The organism is Bradyrhizobium sp. (genome assembly GCF_052389815.1).
Classification (GTDB): domain Bacteria; phylum Pseudomonadota; class Alphaproteobacteria; order Rhizobiales; family Xanthobacteraceae; genus Bradyrhizobium.
The window spans coordinates 15,804-29,774 of record NZ_JBQTHN010000085.1 but is presented as its reverse complement, the minus strand read 5'-3'; the positions used below and the strand labels follow the sequence as shown (position 1 = coordinate 29,774).

The 13,971-nt window shown below is 64.5% G+C and carries 13 protein-coding genes; 6 read left to right on the top strand and 7 right to left on the bottom strand.

Going from position 1 to position 13,971, the window contains the following annotated elements; all coding sequences use genetic code 11:
- The 7 genes from ACT4OC_RS15300 to ACT4OC_RS15270 form a co-directional block, all read right to left on the bottom strand.
- Complete coding sequence (locus ACT4OC_RS15300) at window positions 1-1,440, bottom strand: MATE family efflux transporter (protein ID WP_444839844.1); 1,440 nt, start codon at window positions 1,438-1,440, stop codon at window positions 1-3.
- A gap of 389 nt (window positions 1,441-1,829) precedes the next feature.
- Complete coding sequence (locus ACT4OC_RS15295; RefSeq protein ID WP_444839843.1) at window positions 1,830-3,029, bottom strand: ABC transporter substrate-binding protein; 1,200 nt, start codon at window positions 3,027-3,029, stop codon at window positions 1,830-1,832.
- A 163-nt stretch (window positions 3,030-3,192) separates the two neighbouring features.
- Complete coding sequence (locus tag ACT4OC_RS15290) at window positions 3,193-5,031, bottom strand: AMP-dependent synthetase/ligase (RefSeq protein WP_444839842.1); 1,839 nt, start codon at window positions 5,029-5,031, stop codon at window positions 3,193-3,195.
- Between the two features lie 94 nt (window positions 5,032-5,125).
- Window positions 5,126-5,905, bottom strand: a complete 780-nt coding sequence (locus tag ACT4OC_RS15285; RefSeq protein ID WP_444839841.1) for an ABC transporter ATP-binding protein — start codon at window positions 5,903-5,905, stop codon at window positions 5,126-5,128.
- Window positions 5,906-5,918: 13 nt separating this feature from the next.
- Entirely contained in the window at window positions 5,919-6,677 is a 759-nt protein-coding gene (locus ACT4OC_RS15280) for an ABC transporter ATP-binding protein (RefSeq protein WP_444839840.1), read from the bottom strand.
- Window positions 6,674-7,825, bottom strand: coding sequence for a branched-chain amino acid ABC transporter permease (locus tag ACT4OC_RS15275; protein ID WP_444839839.1), 1,152 nt, complete (start codon window positions 7,823-7,825; stop codon window positions 6,674-6,676). The genes ACT4OC_RS15280 and ACT4OC_RS15275 overlap by 4 nt, the downstream gene beginning before the upstream one ends.
- A 9-nt stretch (window positions 7,826-7,834) precedes the next feature.
- Window positions 7,835-8,710, bottom strand: a complete 876-nt coding sequence (locus tag ACT4OC_RS15270; protein ID WP_444839838.1) for a branched-chain amino acid ABC transporter permease — start codon at window positions 8,708-8,710, stop codon at window positions 7,835-7,837.
- Between the two features lie 289 nt (window positions 8,711-8,999).
- Here ACT4OC_RS15270 and ACT4OC_RS15265 point away from each other — a divergent pair, with 289 nt between their 5' ends.
- From ACT4OC_RS15265 to ACT4OC_RS15240, 6 genes are all read left to right on the top strand, one after another.
- The gene (locus ACT4OC_RS15265) at window positions 9,000-9,746 is read left to right on the top strand and encodes an ABC transporter ATP-binding protein (RefSeq protein ID WP_444839837.1); all 747 of its coding nucleotides are present in this window, start codon (window positions 9,000-9,002) and stop codon (window positions 9,744-9,746) included.
- Window positions 9,743-11,269, top strand: coding sequence for a permease (locus ACT4OC_RS15260; RefSeq protein WP_444839836.1), 1,527 nt, complete (start codon window positions 9,743-9,745; stop codon window positions 11,267-11,269). The genes ACT4OC_RS15265 and ACT4OC_RS15260 overlap by 4 nt, the downstream gene beginning before the upstream one ends.
- Window positions 11,270-11,331: 62 nt before the next feature.
- Window positions 11,332-11,583: an AbrB/MazE/SpoVT family DNA-binding domain-containing protein gene (locus ACT4OC_RS15255; RefSeq protein WP_444839835.1), complete on the top strand. Its 252-nt coding sequence runs from the start codon at window positions 11,332-11,334 to the stop codon at window positions 11,581-11,583.
- Window positions 11,580-11,978, top strand: coding sequence for a type II toxin-antitoxin system VapC family toxin (locus tag ACT4OC_RS15250; RefSeq protein WP_444839834.1), 399 nt, complete (start codon window positions 11,580-11,582; stop codon window positions 11,976-11,978). The genes ACT4OC_RS15255 and ACT4OC_RS15250 overlap by 4 nt, the downstream gene beginning before the upstream one ends.
- A gap of 87 nt (window positions 11,979-12,065) precedes the next feature.
- Entirely contained in the window at window positions 12,066-12,875 is an 810-nt protein-coding gene (locus tag ACT4OC_RS15245) for an MBL fold metallo-hydrolase (protein WP_444839833.1), read from the top strand.
- A gap of 43 nt (window positions 12,876-12,918) precedes the next feature.
- On the top strand, window positions 12,919-13,968 hold the full coding sequence (locus ACT4OC_RS15240) for an amidohydrolase family protein (RefSeq protein WP_444839832.1): 1,050 nt from the start codon (window positions 12,919-12,921) through the stop codon (window positions 13,966-13,968).
- Window positions 13,969-13,971 lie beyond the last annotated feature (3 nt).

The window sequence follows — 13,971 nt, the reverse complement described above, 5'->3', positions numbered from 1 at the left end:
CTAAGACACCGCCGCCTGCACCTTCATCGGCGCGGGCTTCGGTCCCCAGCGCGTGAACACGACGCTCAAGCTGGAGAGCACGCCGAGCATCACCATCGAGCTTGCCGCCAGCACGAAGAAGTTGCCGGCGGTCGCATCGTGCGTGGACAGCCACCAGCCGCCGACGGCGATGAAGACCAGCCGCGCGGTCTGCGCCAGCACGGGTCCAAGCACCTTGGCGGCGCCTTGCGAGGAAAAATACATCGACAGCGACAGGCCGATGAAGGCGTACATCGGCGCTGCGGTCGCAAGATACTGCCGGCTTGCGGCGCGCACGCCCGGATCGCCGGTGAAGATGTTGACCCAGAGATCCGGAAAGATCGCGATCAAGGTCGCGATCGAGCCGACCGAGACGAAGGTGACGGCGCCCGCGATCCAGGCGATGCGGCGGGCGCGCGCGACCCTGCCGGCGCCGATCGCCATGCCGACCATCGGCACCGAGGCGATGCCCACCGCAAAGGCGATCGAGGTCAAAAGGAACTCCAGCCGCGCCCCGATGCCGAAGCCGGCCAGGACCTCGGTGCCGAAATTCGCCAGCAGATGGGTGAAGATGGAAACGCTCAGCACGCCCTGCAGCGGCGAGAAGCAGGCAATCGCCCCGACCTTCAGGATGTCGAAGAACATCGCGCCCTGGATGCGAAGCCCGCGCAGCTTCGGCACGACGCGGGCGCGGCCGGAAAACATGTACCAGCTCATCACGGCAATGCTGACGGAAAACGCGATCAGCGCGCCGGCGGCGACGCCGCGCATGCCGAAGGACGGGATCGGGCCGATGCCGAGCGCGAGCGACCCGCCGATCACGATCTGAAGCGCGGCCGACGACAGCATCAGCGCCGACGGCAGCTTCATGTTGCCGGTGCCGCGCAGGATGCCGGCCATGCTGTTCATCAGCCACGGAATCACGGCGCCGCCGAAGAAGATCTGCGTGAAGGCCACCGCCTGCGCCAGCACGTTGCCGCGTCCGCCGAGCAGCTCGAGCAGCTTCGGTCCGAAGATCAGCATGCCCAGCATGAAGACGAGGCCGAAGCAGATGCCGATCAGCAGCGCATGCGCCGCCAGCGTCGAGGCGCGCTCGCGATCGCCGGCGCCGATCGCCCGTGCAATCGACGACGCCACCGCGCCGCCCATCGCGCCGCCCGACATGGTCATGGTGAGGATCACGCAGGGAAACACCAGCGCCATCGCCGCCAGCGGCTCGACGCCGAGCCGGCCGATATAGGAGGTTTCCGCAATGACGACGCAGGTGCCGGCGGTGAGCGCCATCACGTTGGGCCAGGCGAGCCACAGCAGCGTGCGCAGGATCGGACCGTCCAAAAGCGCGTTCTTCACCGGCGGCTGCGGCGGCGGCAGCGGGCGCTCTTTCTCGTCGACAGGAATTTCGGCGACGCCGATATCGGACATTTTGGCTCCCGCGCGCAGTCTCGCGCTGCGCGCCGAAGTGTCCTAGCACGGCAGGCCACGATTCCCCCCGCGCAAACCGCATTGGGGGGCTGCGGGATTGCCGCTTCTTTCTTACCTCGCCCCGCTTGCGGCAGGGCTTTCGCATATGCGGTTGGCAACCGCGAAAGTCCTCGGCCTCCATGGTTCGAGACGCGCCGCAAGCGGCGCTCCTCACCATGAGGGTCTAGGATTTCGCCGCGAAGAAGCCCTCATCCTAAGGAGTCCGCCAAAGGCGGGCGTCTCGAGGGATGGGCCGCAAGGCAAAACAAAAGAGCTGCGCGATCGTCTCGCGCAGCCCTTCGTTGTTGGCAGGCGGATTACGCTTTCGCTAATCCGCCCAACTCGTTTCCTCAGAACATCAGGCCGTCCTTCACCAGGACCCAGCGGCCGTTCTTGATCTGCTGCACCTGGGTGATGGTGTTGGCGAGATGGTTGGTCTTGGAGAACTTGGTCGGCGGCGAGTTGAAGATGTCGCGGAACTCTGCGCCGGACTCCAGGGCGTCCAGCAACTTCTGGCCGGTCAGCTCCTTGCCCGCCTTGTTGACGTAGAAGGCAAAGGTCTGGACCGCGTTGTAGCCGATGATCGCCTGGGTGTTGGCGGCCGAGCCGAACATCTTCTTGTAGTTGGCGAGCCACTCCTTGACCTTGCCCTTGGCGGTGTCCTCGTACGGGATTTCGAAGCCGGAGATGGAATAAAGCCCTTCCACTGCTTCCTTACCCAGTGCCGGCACCTCAAGCACGTTGACGGGTGTGGCGCCGAGGAAAGTCACTTCCCAGCCGAGCTTCTTGGCTTCGGTCATCACGCCGATCGGCTCGCGGATCACCGCGCCGAGCAGCACCATGTCGCAGTTGTCGGACTTCATCTTGGCGACCTGCGCACTGAAGTCGGACGCGCCGCGCTTGTAGCTTGTGATCGAGGCGGGCTTCACCTTCATGGCTTCGAGTTGCTGGTTGAAGCCGTCGAGCACGTTCTTGCCGTACTCGTCGTCCTGGTACATGATGCAGGGATTCTTGAACTTCTTCAGCTCCATCATGTATTTGAGGCCAGCGCGGGTGCTCTCGACATAGGGCAGGATGTTGCTGAACTTCAGCCGTTCCTGCGGCTTGGCCGGATCGAACTTGTAGGTGAATTCGGCCGCGGTCAGCGGGAACAACTGCATCACGCCGGCATCGAACAGCACGTCCTGGGAGGCGAGCACCGTCGGCGAGCCCATCGGGCCGACCATCGCGAACACCTTGTCGCGCTCGACCATCTTCTGCGAGGCGAGCACCGCGCGCTTCGGATCGTAGCCGGAATCTTCCAGCACCAGCTTGATCTTGCGGCCGTGGATGCCGCCCGCGGCGTTGATCTCCTCCACCGCCATCTTCATGCCGTTGGATACCGGCACGCCCCAGAACTTGATCGGACCGGACAGGTCCTGATGCGTCCCAATCACGATCTCGTCGGCCGAGACGCCTTGATTGGTGATCTTGGTCTGGGCGGCGGCCGGCAGGTGGGTCAGCGCAAGCGCACCCACCGCAAGGCCCAGCGCCTTGAACGATTTCGACATTCGCAGTCTCCTCTTCGTTGGCCCGTGTTGAGCGAAGGATGGGGGCCTTCAGTCCTTCGCCGTTTTCGTCGCTCCCGCACTTCTTAGTGGGGCATGATCTTGTTCCGAGAACCGGTTTCCATTTCTCGGGATGATGCCCTCTCTTTGGTCAGGGCTTTCTGCCCTACGCAACCGCCCGATCGCGATACATGGCGTCGATCTCGGCGGCGTAACGCTTGTTCACGAAGCTGCGCTTCAGCTTCATGGTCGGTGTCAGCTCCTCGTCCTCGGGTGTCAGCTGGCGCTCGATCAGATAGAACTTCTTGATGGTCTCGACGCGGGCGAAGTTGACGTTGACCGCCTCGATCTCGCGCTGGATCAGATCCCGAACCTCGCCGGCGCGGCAAAGGCTCGCGTAGTTGGTGAAGGGGATGTTGTGGTCCTGCGCGAACTTCTCGACGTTCTCCTGGTCGATCATGACGAGGCAGGTGAGGAACGGCCGCTTGTCGCCGATCACCACGGCGTCCGACACGTAAGGCGAGAACTTGAGCTGGTTCTCGATCTCCGACGGCGTGATGTTCTTGCCGCCCGAGGTAATGATGATGTCCTTCATCCGGTCGGTGATCTTGACGAAGCCTTCGTTGTCCATCGCGCCGACGTCGCCGGTGTGCAGCCAGCCCTTGGCGTCGATGGTCTCGGCCGTCTTCTCCGGCTGATTCAGGTACCCCATGAACAGGAAGTCGCCCCTGATCAGGATTTCGCCTTCCGGCGAGATCATCACCTCGCCCCACGGCACCGTCTTGCCGACCGAACCGAGCTTGATGCGCTCGGTCGGCATCAAGGTGGCGACGCCGCAATTCTCGGTCTGGCCGTAGACCTCGCGCATGTCGATGCCGAGCGCCATGTACCAGCGGATCAGGTCCGGCGCGATCGGCGCTGCGCCCGTAAACGCGATGCGGCAGCGGTCGAGCCCGAGCATGCGGCGCATGTTGCGGAACACCAGCCAGTAGGCGATCTTGTTGGCGATGCGCAGGCCCAGCGACGGCGTCTCGCCCTCGAGCCGGCAATCGGTCATGCGGTTGCCGATCGCGAGCGCCTTCGAATACATCCACTTCTGGAACGAGGTGGCGTCCTTCAGCGCGATGGTGATGCCGGAGTAGAATTTCTCCCACACCCGCGGCACCGCGAGGAAGGCCGTGGGCTGCACCTCGCGCAGATTGTCCGGCACGGTTTCCGGGCTCTCGGCAAAGTTCATCACCGAGCCCAGCGCCATCGAAACGTAATAGCCGCCGACGCGCTCGGCGACATGGCAGAGCGGCAGGAATACCAGCCGCTCTTCCGCGTCGGTCGATGGGAACAGGTCGTTGGCGTGACGCATCTGGTGGGTGACGCTGCGGTTGGAATGCATCGCGCCCTTGGGCGGACCGGTGGTGCCGGAGGTGTAGACGAGGATGGCAAGGTCGCCCGAGGTGCGGCTGCCGACCATCTCGTCCCACAGCTCGGCGTGGTCCTGCTCGTGGTTCTGGCCGAGCGCCATGAATTCGGCGAGCGACAGCACCATCGGGTCGGTGAAGCCGGCGAGGCCCTCCATGTCGAAGATCACGATCTTCTCCAGCGTCGGGCAGCGCGAGCGGCAGGTCAGGACCTTGTCGAGCTGCTCCTCGTCCTCGACGAAGATGACGCGGGTGCGGGAGTCGTTGATGAGATATTCGACCTGGGCCGCCGAATCGGTCGGATAGATGCCGGAGGAGACGCCGCCGGCGCACAGGATGCCCATGTCGGCATAGACCCATTCGGGCACGGCGTTCGCAAGAATGGAGGCGACGTCGCCCGGCCGGAATCCGATGGCGTGCAGCGCGTAGGCGATGTCCTTGGATATCTGCACCCACTGCCGCCAACTGGTCGGCTGCCAGATGCCGAATTTCTTCTCGCGAATCGCGGGCTTGTCGCCGCGCTTCTCCGCGGCGAGCACGAAGCTCCGGGCGATCGTATCGGCCACCGTCAGCACTGCCGCTCCGGCCATGCCTTTTCCTCCCTCTCGTAAGGCCTCGTCCCGCCAGCCGGCTGGCGCCGGTCTTGTTGCCGCGGGCAGGGCCGAATCTAGCGCCAAGTCCTTCTTAACGCCACGTTTTCTTCTTCTTCCAGCGCCGCTCGCCCCGCGCGCCCGCTTCCTTGGCGCCGAGGTAGAATTCCTGGATGTCCTGCGAATTCATCAGCCGCTCGCAGGTATCGTTCATGACGACGCGGCCGATTTCCAGCACATAGCCGTAATGTGCCGTTTCCAGCGCCACTTTGGCGTTCTGCTCGACCAGGAGGATCGAGGTGCCCTGCTCCTGGTTGACGCGCTTGATGATGGTGAAGATCTCCTTCACCAGAATCGGCGACAGCCCGAGCGACGGCTCGTCCAGAAGCAGCATGGCCGGCCGGTTCATCAGGGCGCGGCCGATCGCCAGCATCTGCTGCTCGCCGCCGGAGAGCTGTCCCGCCGGCTGGTTGAGACGCTCCTTCAGCCGCGGAAAGTAACCGTAGACCATGTTGAGGTCTTCGGTGACGCCGTCACGGTCCTTGCGCGGATAGGCCCCCATCATCAGGTTCTCGCGCACGGTCAGGAACGGGAACACCTCGCGTCCCTCCGGCACGTGCGACAGGCCCATGCGGACGATCTTGTCGGCCTCCATGCGCTGGATCGGCTTGCCCATGAACTCGATCGATCCCTTCTGCGGATCGAGGATGCCGGAGATGGTCTTCAGCACCGTGGTCTTGCCGGCGCCGTTGGCCCCGAGCAGCGTGACGATCTGGCCGCGCGGCACCTCGAGGCTGATGCCCCGGATCGCCATGATCGGCCCGTAATAGCTCTCGATGTTGCTGATCTTGAGGATGATGTCGGAAGCGCTCATGGCATCGTCCTCATTACGCGCCGAGATAGGCGGCGACGACGTCGGGATGGCTCTGCACCTCGGAAGGCGAGCCCATCGCCAGCACCTTGCCGTAGTTCAGCGCGATCACGCGGTCGGAGACGCGGTTGACCAGACTCATGTCGTGCTCGACCATCAGCACGGTGATGCCGAGCTCGCTCTTCATGTCGCGGATCCAGAACGACATGTCGTCGGTCTCTTCCACGTTGAGCCCCGAGGAGGGTTCGTCGAGCAGGATCAGCTTCGGCTCGGAGCATAGCGCGCGCGCCAGCTCGATCACCTTGCGCACGCCGTAAGGCAGGCCGGAGATCAGCTTGTCGCGGTAAGGCTCCAGATCGAGGAATTCGATCACCTGCTCGACCCGGCGGCGGTGCACTTTCTCCGCCGCCCGCACGCCCGGCATGAACAGCAGCTCCTGCCAGAGGCTGGTGGTGGAGTGACGGTGACGGCCGACCAGCAGGTTGGACAGCACCGTCGCATTCTCGAACAGCTCGATGTTCTGGAAGGTGCGGGCAATGCCGAGTCTGGCGATGTCGTAGGCCGGCTCGGAGGTAATGTCCTGGTCCTCGAAGAAGATCTTGCCGTGGGTCGGCGGATAGATGCGCGAGATCAGGTTGAAGATCGAGCTCTTGCCGGCACCGTTCGGCCCGATGATGGAGAGTATCTCGCCCTTCTCGACGGCGAAGCTGACGGAATCGACCGCCTTCAGGCCGCCGAAATGCAGCGACAGGTTTTCGGCCCGAAAGTAGCTCATCGGTTCCGCTCCGATTTCACGTAGATCTTCTGCCGCTTGAAGGTGGCGCGCTTGTAGAGCGGGAACAGTTGGAAGAAGAGCTTGATCTTCAGCCAGCGGCCGTAGAGCCCGAGCGGCTCGAACAGCACGAACACCATGATGATGAAGCCGTAGATCGCGCCCTTCAGGCCGTTGGCCGAAGCGAAGGCTGCGACATTGCTCTGGATGTTCGATGCCGTCTCCTTGCCGGCGCCCAACGCAGACGCGCTGCCGGCGATGATGCCGGGCATGTCGTCCTTCAGATAGGTCAGGAACGGGTCGATCATGACGAGGAAGATCGCGCCCAGCACCGCGCCGTGCAGGCTGAAGGTGCCGCCGATCAGGATCACGATGATGAACTCGATCGAGAGCAGCAGCGTGAACATTTCCGGCGAGATGAAGGTGAGCTTGTGCGCGAACAGCGCGCCGGCGAAGCCGGTGATCGCCGCCGAGATCGCGAACGCCTTAACCTTGTAGAGCGCGACGTTGACGCCCATGCTGCGCGCGGCGGTCTCGCTGTCGCGGATCGCGATGAAGGCGCGGCCGGTCGGCGAGCGCAGCAGATTGAGCGTGCCGATGATGATCAGGATCAGGAAGCCGAGGCAAAGGAAGTAGAAGCCCGGACTGTCGCGCGGCACCACTACGCCGAACATCGACAGCGTCTTCACCCGCATGCCTTCGTTGCCGTGGGTCACGCTCTCCCAGCGCGCCAGGATTTCCTCGACGATGAAGGCGAAGGAGATGGTCGCGATGACGAGATAGATGCCTTGCAGGCGCAGCGCCGGAAAGCCGACCAACGCGCCGATCACGCCGGTGAGGAGGCCCGAGGCAAGGAAATAGACCAGGAACGGCACATCGTATTGCTGCAGATACGCCGCGGTGTAGGCGCCGATCGCAAGGAACGCCGCGTGCCCCAGCGAGGCCTGGCCGGTGAAGCCGGAGAGGATGAGCAGGCCGACGCCGACGGTGGCGTAGATGCAGACGAACACCAGCTGACTCATGATGTAGCTGGACAGCACGAAGGGCGCGATGGCGAGCAGCACCAGCAGCGTGCCGTAGGTCCAGACATAGCCGGAATGCGGGAACAGCCGGATGTCGTCTTCGTAGTCGGTCTTGAAGATGAAACGCATGGCTAATCCCTAGACCTTCTTGCGCACGTGCAGGCCGAACAGGCCTTCGGGCTTGAGCAGCAACACCGCGAGCAGAACGATGTAGGGGGCGACGTCCTTCCAGCCCTGGGGCAGGTAAAAGCCGGCCATGCTCTCGATCACGCCGATCAGCACGCCGCCGACCAGCGCGCCCGGTATCGAGCCGAAGCCGCCGAGCACCGCCGCGGGAAACGCCTTCAGCCCCAGCACGAGGCCGACATTGGAATGGACGAAGGTGATCGGCGCCAGCAGCACGCCGGCCGTGCCGGCAACCGCGGCGCTGATCGCCCACACGATCGACACCACGCGCTTGACCGGGATGCCCATGTAATAGGCGGCAAGCATGTTTTCCGAGCTCGCACGCATGGCGGTGCCCAGCGTCGTGCGGTTGAAGAACAGATAAAGCAGCGTGCAGAGGATCACGGTCGCGGCGATCACCGAGAGCTTGTCGTGCGCCAGCACCAGCGGGCCGATCTTGAGCACGCCAGCGCTGAACGGCGTATCGATCTTGAGGTCGTCGGTACCCCAGATGATGCCGGCCATCGAGCGCAGGAAGAAGCCGAGCCCGATCGTCACCATGATGATGGAGAATTGCGGATAGCCCAGGATCGGACGCACCACCACGCGCTCGGCCAGCATGCCGAACAGCGCCATGGCAATGACAGCGCCGGCAAAGCCGAACCAGTAGTTGAACCCGAGCATGCCGATGAAGGTGAAGCCGAAGAACCCGCCCAGCATCATCAGGTCGCCCTGAGCGAAGTTAACGACCTCGGTCGCCTTGTAGATAAGGACGAACCCGAGTGCGATCAGGCCGTAGACGCAGCCAAGCGCAATGCCACTCACCAGCTGCTGAACGAAGTCCAGCATTACATCCCTCCCCCGACGCGAAGGCGATTCTTGGAAGACCGCCAGTTTCGCATCTTGTGTCCACACGCTACGGCGTCTTGGCGCGCCGATTGAGCCTCGCGACGAGGCCGCGGCTATACAGCCTAAAGCCCTGATCGCTGTCAACAAAGCTTGGTTGCCGCATCCACTTGCTTGTTGCGGAGAAATGCCGCAGCCGGCCGAATTATTAATCATTGCGGCCAGGCGATTCACCGCGCCGAAACAACTTCGGTCCATGGTCTGCTGGCCGGACCGGACATGGATTTTCCGTATGACGACAGGCGAGGCCGCGCTGGCCGTGCGAGGGTTAACCAAGCGTTTTGATCGCCTGGCGGTCGACGCGCTCGATCTCGCCGTGCGCTGCGGCGAATTCTACGCGCTGCTCGGTCCCAACGGAGCGGGCAAGACCACGACGCTGCGCATGGTCGCCGGCCTGCTGCGGCCCGACGCCGGATCGGTATCGATCCTCGGCATCGACGCACTCGCCGATCCCGCCGCCGCCAAACAGGCGATGGCGTGGGTGTCGGACGAGCCGATGATCTATGACAAGCTGACGCCGCTGGAGTATCTCGAATTCGTCGCCGGCCTCTGGGGCATCGAGGCGGCGGTCGCCGAAGCTTGCGCGCACGAACTGCTCGCCTCGCTCGGCCTCACGCCGCATCTGCACGAACGCTGCGAAGGCTTCTCCAAGGGCACGCGGCAGAAGGTAGCGCTGGCCGGTGCGCTGGTGCATGCGCCGCGCCTCATCATCCTCGACGAGCCGCTCACCGGCCTCGACGCGCTGTCGGCGCGTCATGTGAAAGGGCTGCTGCAGGCGCGCGTCCGCGCCGGCTGCACCGTCATCATGACCACGCACATTCTCGAGGTCGCCGAGCGGATGGCGGACCGTATCGGCGTCATTGCCGCGGGCCGCCTCGTCGCCGAAGGCACGCTGGAGGAATTGCGCCAGCGCAACGGCCGCAACGACACGCTGGAAGACATGTTCATCGCGCTGGTGGACGAGGCCGCCGCGGCATGAGCGCGGCCTCCAGCCTCGCCTGGTTCGTCCGTCACGAAGTGCGGCTGGCGTGGCGCGAGTGGATCGCCATGCTCACCGGCGGTCGGCGCGGACGCAAGCGCGCCGCCATGATCGGCCTCGTCGTCTTCGCCGCGCTGATGCATCTGCCGGCCTATGCGGTGATCGGACGATTCGCCGATTTGCAGATGCCGCTCGACAAGACGTCGCTGATCGTGATGACGGCCATCATTGCGCTGGCCTGGGCCCTGATGCTGTCGCAGGCGATCGAATCGGTGACGCGCGTGTTCTACGCCCGCGCCGATCTCGACCTCATCATGTCCTCTCCGGTTCGGCTGAACAATATCTTCTCGGTCCGCATCGCCGCGATCGCGCTTTCCGTCACCGCAATGGCGCTGTTGTTCGCGGCGCCCTTCGTCGACGTGCTCGTCATCGGCGGCGGCACGCGCTGGCTTTCCGCCTTCGGCGTCGTCATTGCGGTCGGGCTCTCGGCCGCGGCGGCGGCGATTGCGGCGACGCTGCTGCTGTTTCGCGCGATCGGCCCGAGCCGCACGCGCCTCGTGGCGCAGATCCTTGCCGCCGTCGTCGGCGCCGGCTTCGTCATCGCCTTGCAGGTCGCGGCCATCCTGTCCTACGGCACGCTGTCGCGCTTTGCCGTGCTGACGTCGGATGCTGCCGCCGGCCTCGCGCCGGATGGCGATAGCCTGCTGTGGTGGCCGGCCCGCGCCGCCCTCGGCGACGGCGAAGCGCTGTTGCTGCTGCTCGCAGCAAGCCTCGTGATGCTCGGCGCGGTGATGGCGGTCTTCTCGCCGCGCTTTGCCGACACAGCGATCGGCGTTTCCGCCGGCGGCGCCTCGTCACGAGCCGGACCGCACGCCAATCCGTTCCGCAATCGCTCGCGCCAGCAAGCGCTGCGACGGAAAGAGTTCGTGCTGCTGAAGCGCGATCCCTGGCTGATGTCGCAAAGCCTGATGCAGCTGCTCTATCTGGTGCCGCCGGCGCTGCTGCTGTGGCGCAGCTTCTCCGACAGCTCGGCCGCGATCATGCTGATCACGCCCGTGATGGTGATGGCCGCCGGCCAGCTCGCCGGCGGGCTCGCCTGGCTGACCATCTCGGGCGAGGATGCCGCCGATCTCGTCGCCACCGCGCCGCTGCCGCCGGCGAGCGTGACCCGCGCCAAGATCGAGGTGGTGGCGATCGCGATTGCCGCGATCTTCGCGCCGCTGACGGCGGCGCTTGCGTTTGCCTCGCCGATGCAGGCGGCGGTCACGGCGCTCGGCGTCATCGTCGCCACCGTTTCGGCCACCGCCATCCAGCTCTGGTTCCGCGTGCAGGCCAGGCGCAGCCAGTTCCGCCGCCGCCAGACCTCCTCGCGCATCGCGACCTTCGCGGAGGCCTTTTCCTCGATCGGCTGGGCCGCCACGGCCGCGCTGCTGCTCGCCGCTCCGCTCGCGGCGGCCGTCAGCGGCGCCCTGACCGCGGCCATCATGGCGGCCACCTGGAAGATCAGCCCGCGGCGCGATTGATCGCTCCTTGAAAGTAAGGGTTTCTTGCCTTACATTTGAAACGAGCTGCTTGGAGCCCTCTCATGACGACACTTACCGTTACCGCCAAAGGCCAGGTCACCTTGCGCAAGGACGTGCTTGAGCACCTCGGCGTGCATCCGGGCGAGAAGATCACTGTGAATAAACTTCCGAACGGGCGGATCGAGGTGAAGGCTGCCGGGCGAACCGGGAACATCACCGACACCTTCGGCATCTTGAAACGACAGGGTCGCCCATCCCTCTCGATCGAGGAGATGAACAAGATCGCTGCGCGGGGCTGGGCCGGCAAGCGATGAGGATCACGGCCGACACCAACGTGCTGGTCCGGGCCTTCACGGGGGACCACGCAGAGCAGAGCAAGATTGCGCACTCGACGCTGAAGAGAGCCGAACTCATAGCAATCTCCATCCCGACGCTCTGCGAACTCGTGTGGGTACTGTCACAGGGCTACAAGATTCCGTCGAAGGAGATTGCGGACACGATCCGGCAACTGATCAATTCCGCAAATGTGGCGGTAGACCAGCCCGCAGCCGAGGCAGGCCTAGCGCAACTCGACGCTGGCGGAGATTTTGCCGACGGAGCCATTGCCTATGAAGGTAGCTGGCTCGGAGCCGATACGTTCGTGTCGTTCGACAGGAAAGCCGTAAAGTTGATGGATCAGCGTGGCGAGTCCGCGCAGTTGCTGGCCTGATGAACCTGGCGATAAACTACGGTCATGACGGCGGCCGGATTCGGCGATAGGGTGCCGGCCGACATGTTCTCGCGGGAATGGTCCGTCATGCCGAGATTGATCGCTGCGCTTGCCTTGCTCTGCTCTTTCGTCACGTCGGCCCACGCACAGGGCTCGCCGCGCAGCGAGTGTCTGGCGATGGCGGGAATTCCGCGCGCGGTGCCGGTGAACTACCGCCTCGCGGCCAAGGCCGAGGACGTCGCCATCACCTACGCCGGCCATTCCACCTATTACATCGATACGCCGCGCGGCGTGCGGATCGCGACCGATTTCAGCGGCGCCTACCATGCGTCCGGCCGGCTGCCCGACGTCGTCACCATGAACAAGGCGCACTCCACGCACTATACCTTGTTCCCCGATCCGAAAATCCCGCACGTCCTTCATGGCTGGGGCGAGAACGGCCAGGCCGCGCATGTCGAGCTGCGCATCGGCGACGCCTATATCCGCAACGTCACCACCGACATCCGCCGCTACTACGGCGACTTCGCCGGCGGCGACATGATCAAGGACGGCAACTCGATCTTCATCTTCGAGGTTGCGGGCCTGTGCATCGGCCATCTCGGCCACCTGCATCACAAGCTGGACGAAAGCCATTTTGCCCAGATCGGCCGCATCGACATCCTGATGGTGCCGATCGACGGTACCTATACGATGTCGCTCGACGGCATCTCCGAGATCACGAAGCGGCTGCGCTCATCGGTGGTGCTGCCGATGCACCGCTTCGCCACCCCGCTCGACGAGTTCATGCAGAAGATCGGCCAGCAGTTCGAGATCGACCGCCGCGGCGAGCGCAGCCTGAAGATCTCCCGCGACAGCCTGCCGACGCAGCCTACGGTGATCATTCTCGACGGGGTGTGAGACTGGCAGTCCAGGCAAAGAAGAATACCAACGGGGAGGGATAATGTCCGCCAGCACCGCGCCCGCTTCAAGCAGCGGGCTCTATGCCGATCCGCGCGAGGACTGGCTTGCGCAGCACACCGAGGAAATCATCGATCCCGGCCGCCCGATCGTCGATCCGCACCATCATCTGTGGGATCGCGGCGGCCTGCGCTACATGATCGAGGAGATGGCCGCGGACATCGCTACCGGCCACAACATCGTCGCCACCGTCTATGTCGACTGCCGCTCGATGTACCGCGCGAGCGGCCCGGAGGCCTTCCGTCCCGTCGGCGAGGTCGAGTTCGCCAACGGCGTTGCGGCGATGAGCGCGAGCGGCGGCTACGGCAAGGCGCAGATCAACGCCGGCATCGTCAGCCATGCCGACTTGCGGCTCGGCGATGCCGTCAGGAGCGTGCTCGAAGCCGAGATCGTCGCCGGCAACGGCCGCTTTCGCGGCATCCGCCATTCCTCGGCTTGGTATCCCGAACCTGCGGTTGCCGGCATGTATGCGACGAGGCCGAAGGGGCTGCTGCTCGATCCCGCCTTCCGCAAGGGCTTTGCGTGCCTTAGGCCGCTCGATCTGTCCTTCGACGCCTGGCTATTCCATCCGCAGATCGGCGAGCTTGCCGATCTGGCGCGCGCCTTTCCCGACACGCGGATCGTGCTCGATCATTGCGGCGGGCCGGTCGGGCTCGGGCGTTTCGCGGGAAAGCGCGAGGAGACCTTCAAGGCGTGGAAGGCCTCGATCCAGGACATCGCGAAATGCCCGGACGTCCACGTCAAGCTCGGCGGGCTTGCGATGTGCCTGCTCGGTTACGACTTCCATCTCCGTCCGAAGCCGCCCTCCTCCGAAGAGGCTGCGGCCGCGTGGCGGCCTTATATCGAGACCTGCATCGAGGCGTTCGGACCCGACCGTGCGATGTTCGAGAGCAATTTTTCGCCCGACAAGGGCCAGTGCAGCTATCAGGTGATCTTCAACGCGTTCAAGCGGATCGCCGCGCCCTACAGCGAGGCGGAGAAGGCCGCGCTGTTCTCGAAGACCGCGGCGGATTTTTATCGTCTCCGGCTCTGACGT

Bases quoted from the DNA above. Each gene is read 5' to 3' on its own strand.
- ACT4OC_RS15300 (WP_444839844.1), bottom strand. From the start codon at position 1,440: ATGTCCGATATCGGCGTCGCCGAAATTCCTGTCGACGAGAAAGAGCGC.
- ACT4OC_RS15280 (WP_444839840.1), bottom strand. From the start codon at position 6,677: ATGAGCTACTTTCGGGCCGAAAACCTGTCGCTGCATTTCGGCGGCCTG.
- ACT4OC_RS15245 (WP_444839833.1), top strand. From the start codon at position 12,066: ATGCCGAGATTGATCGCTGCGCTTGCCTTGCTCTGCTCTTTCGTCACG.
- ACT4OC_RS15240 (WP_444839832.1), top strand. From the start codon at position 12,919: ATGTCCGCCAGCACCGCGCCCGCTTCAAGCAGCGGGCTCTATGCCGAT.
- ACT4OC_RS15275 (WP_444839839.1), bottom strand. From the start codon at position 7,825: ATGCGTTTCATCTTCAAGACCGACTACGAAGACGACATCCGGCTGTTC.
- ACT4OC_RS15250 (WP_444839834.1), top strand. From the start codon at position 11,580: ATGAGGATCACGGCCGACACCAACGTGCTGGTCCGGGCCTTCACGGGG.
- ACT4OC_RS15270 (WP_444839838.1), bottom strand. From the start codon at position 8,710: ATGCTGGACTTCGTTCAGCAGCTGGTGAGTGGCATTGCGCTTGGCTGC.
- ACT4OC_RS15265 (WP_444839837.1), top strand. From the start codon at position 9,000: ATGACGACAGGCGAGGCCGCGCTGGCCGTGCGAGGGTTAACCAAGCGT.
- ACT4OC_RS15290 (WP_444839842.1), bottom strand. From the start codon at position 5,031: ATGGCCGGAGCGGCAGTGCTGACGGTGGCCGATACGATCGCCCGGAGC.
- ACT4OC_RS15260 (WP_444839836.1), top strand. From the start codon at position 9,743: ATGAGCGCGGCCTCCAGCCTCGCCTGGTTCGTCCGTCACGAAGTGCGG.
- ACT4OC_RS15255 (WP_444839835.1), top strand. From the start codon at position 11,332: ATGACGACACTTACCGTTACCGCCAAAGGCCAGGTCACCTTGCGCAAG.
- ACT4OC_RS15295 (WP_444839843.1), bottom strand. From the start codon at position 3,029: ATGTCGAAATCGTTCAAGGCGCTGGGCCTTGCGGTGGGTGCGCTTGCG.
- ACT4OC_RS15285 (WP_444839841.1), bottom strand. From the start codon at position 5,905: ATGAGCGCTTCCGACATCATCCTCAAGATCAGCAACATCGAGAGCTAT.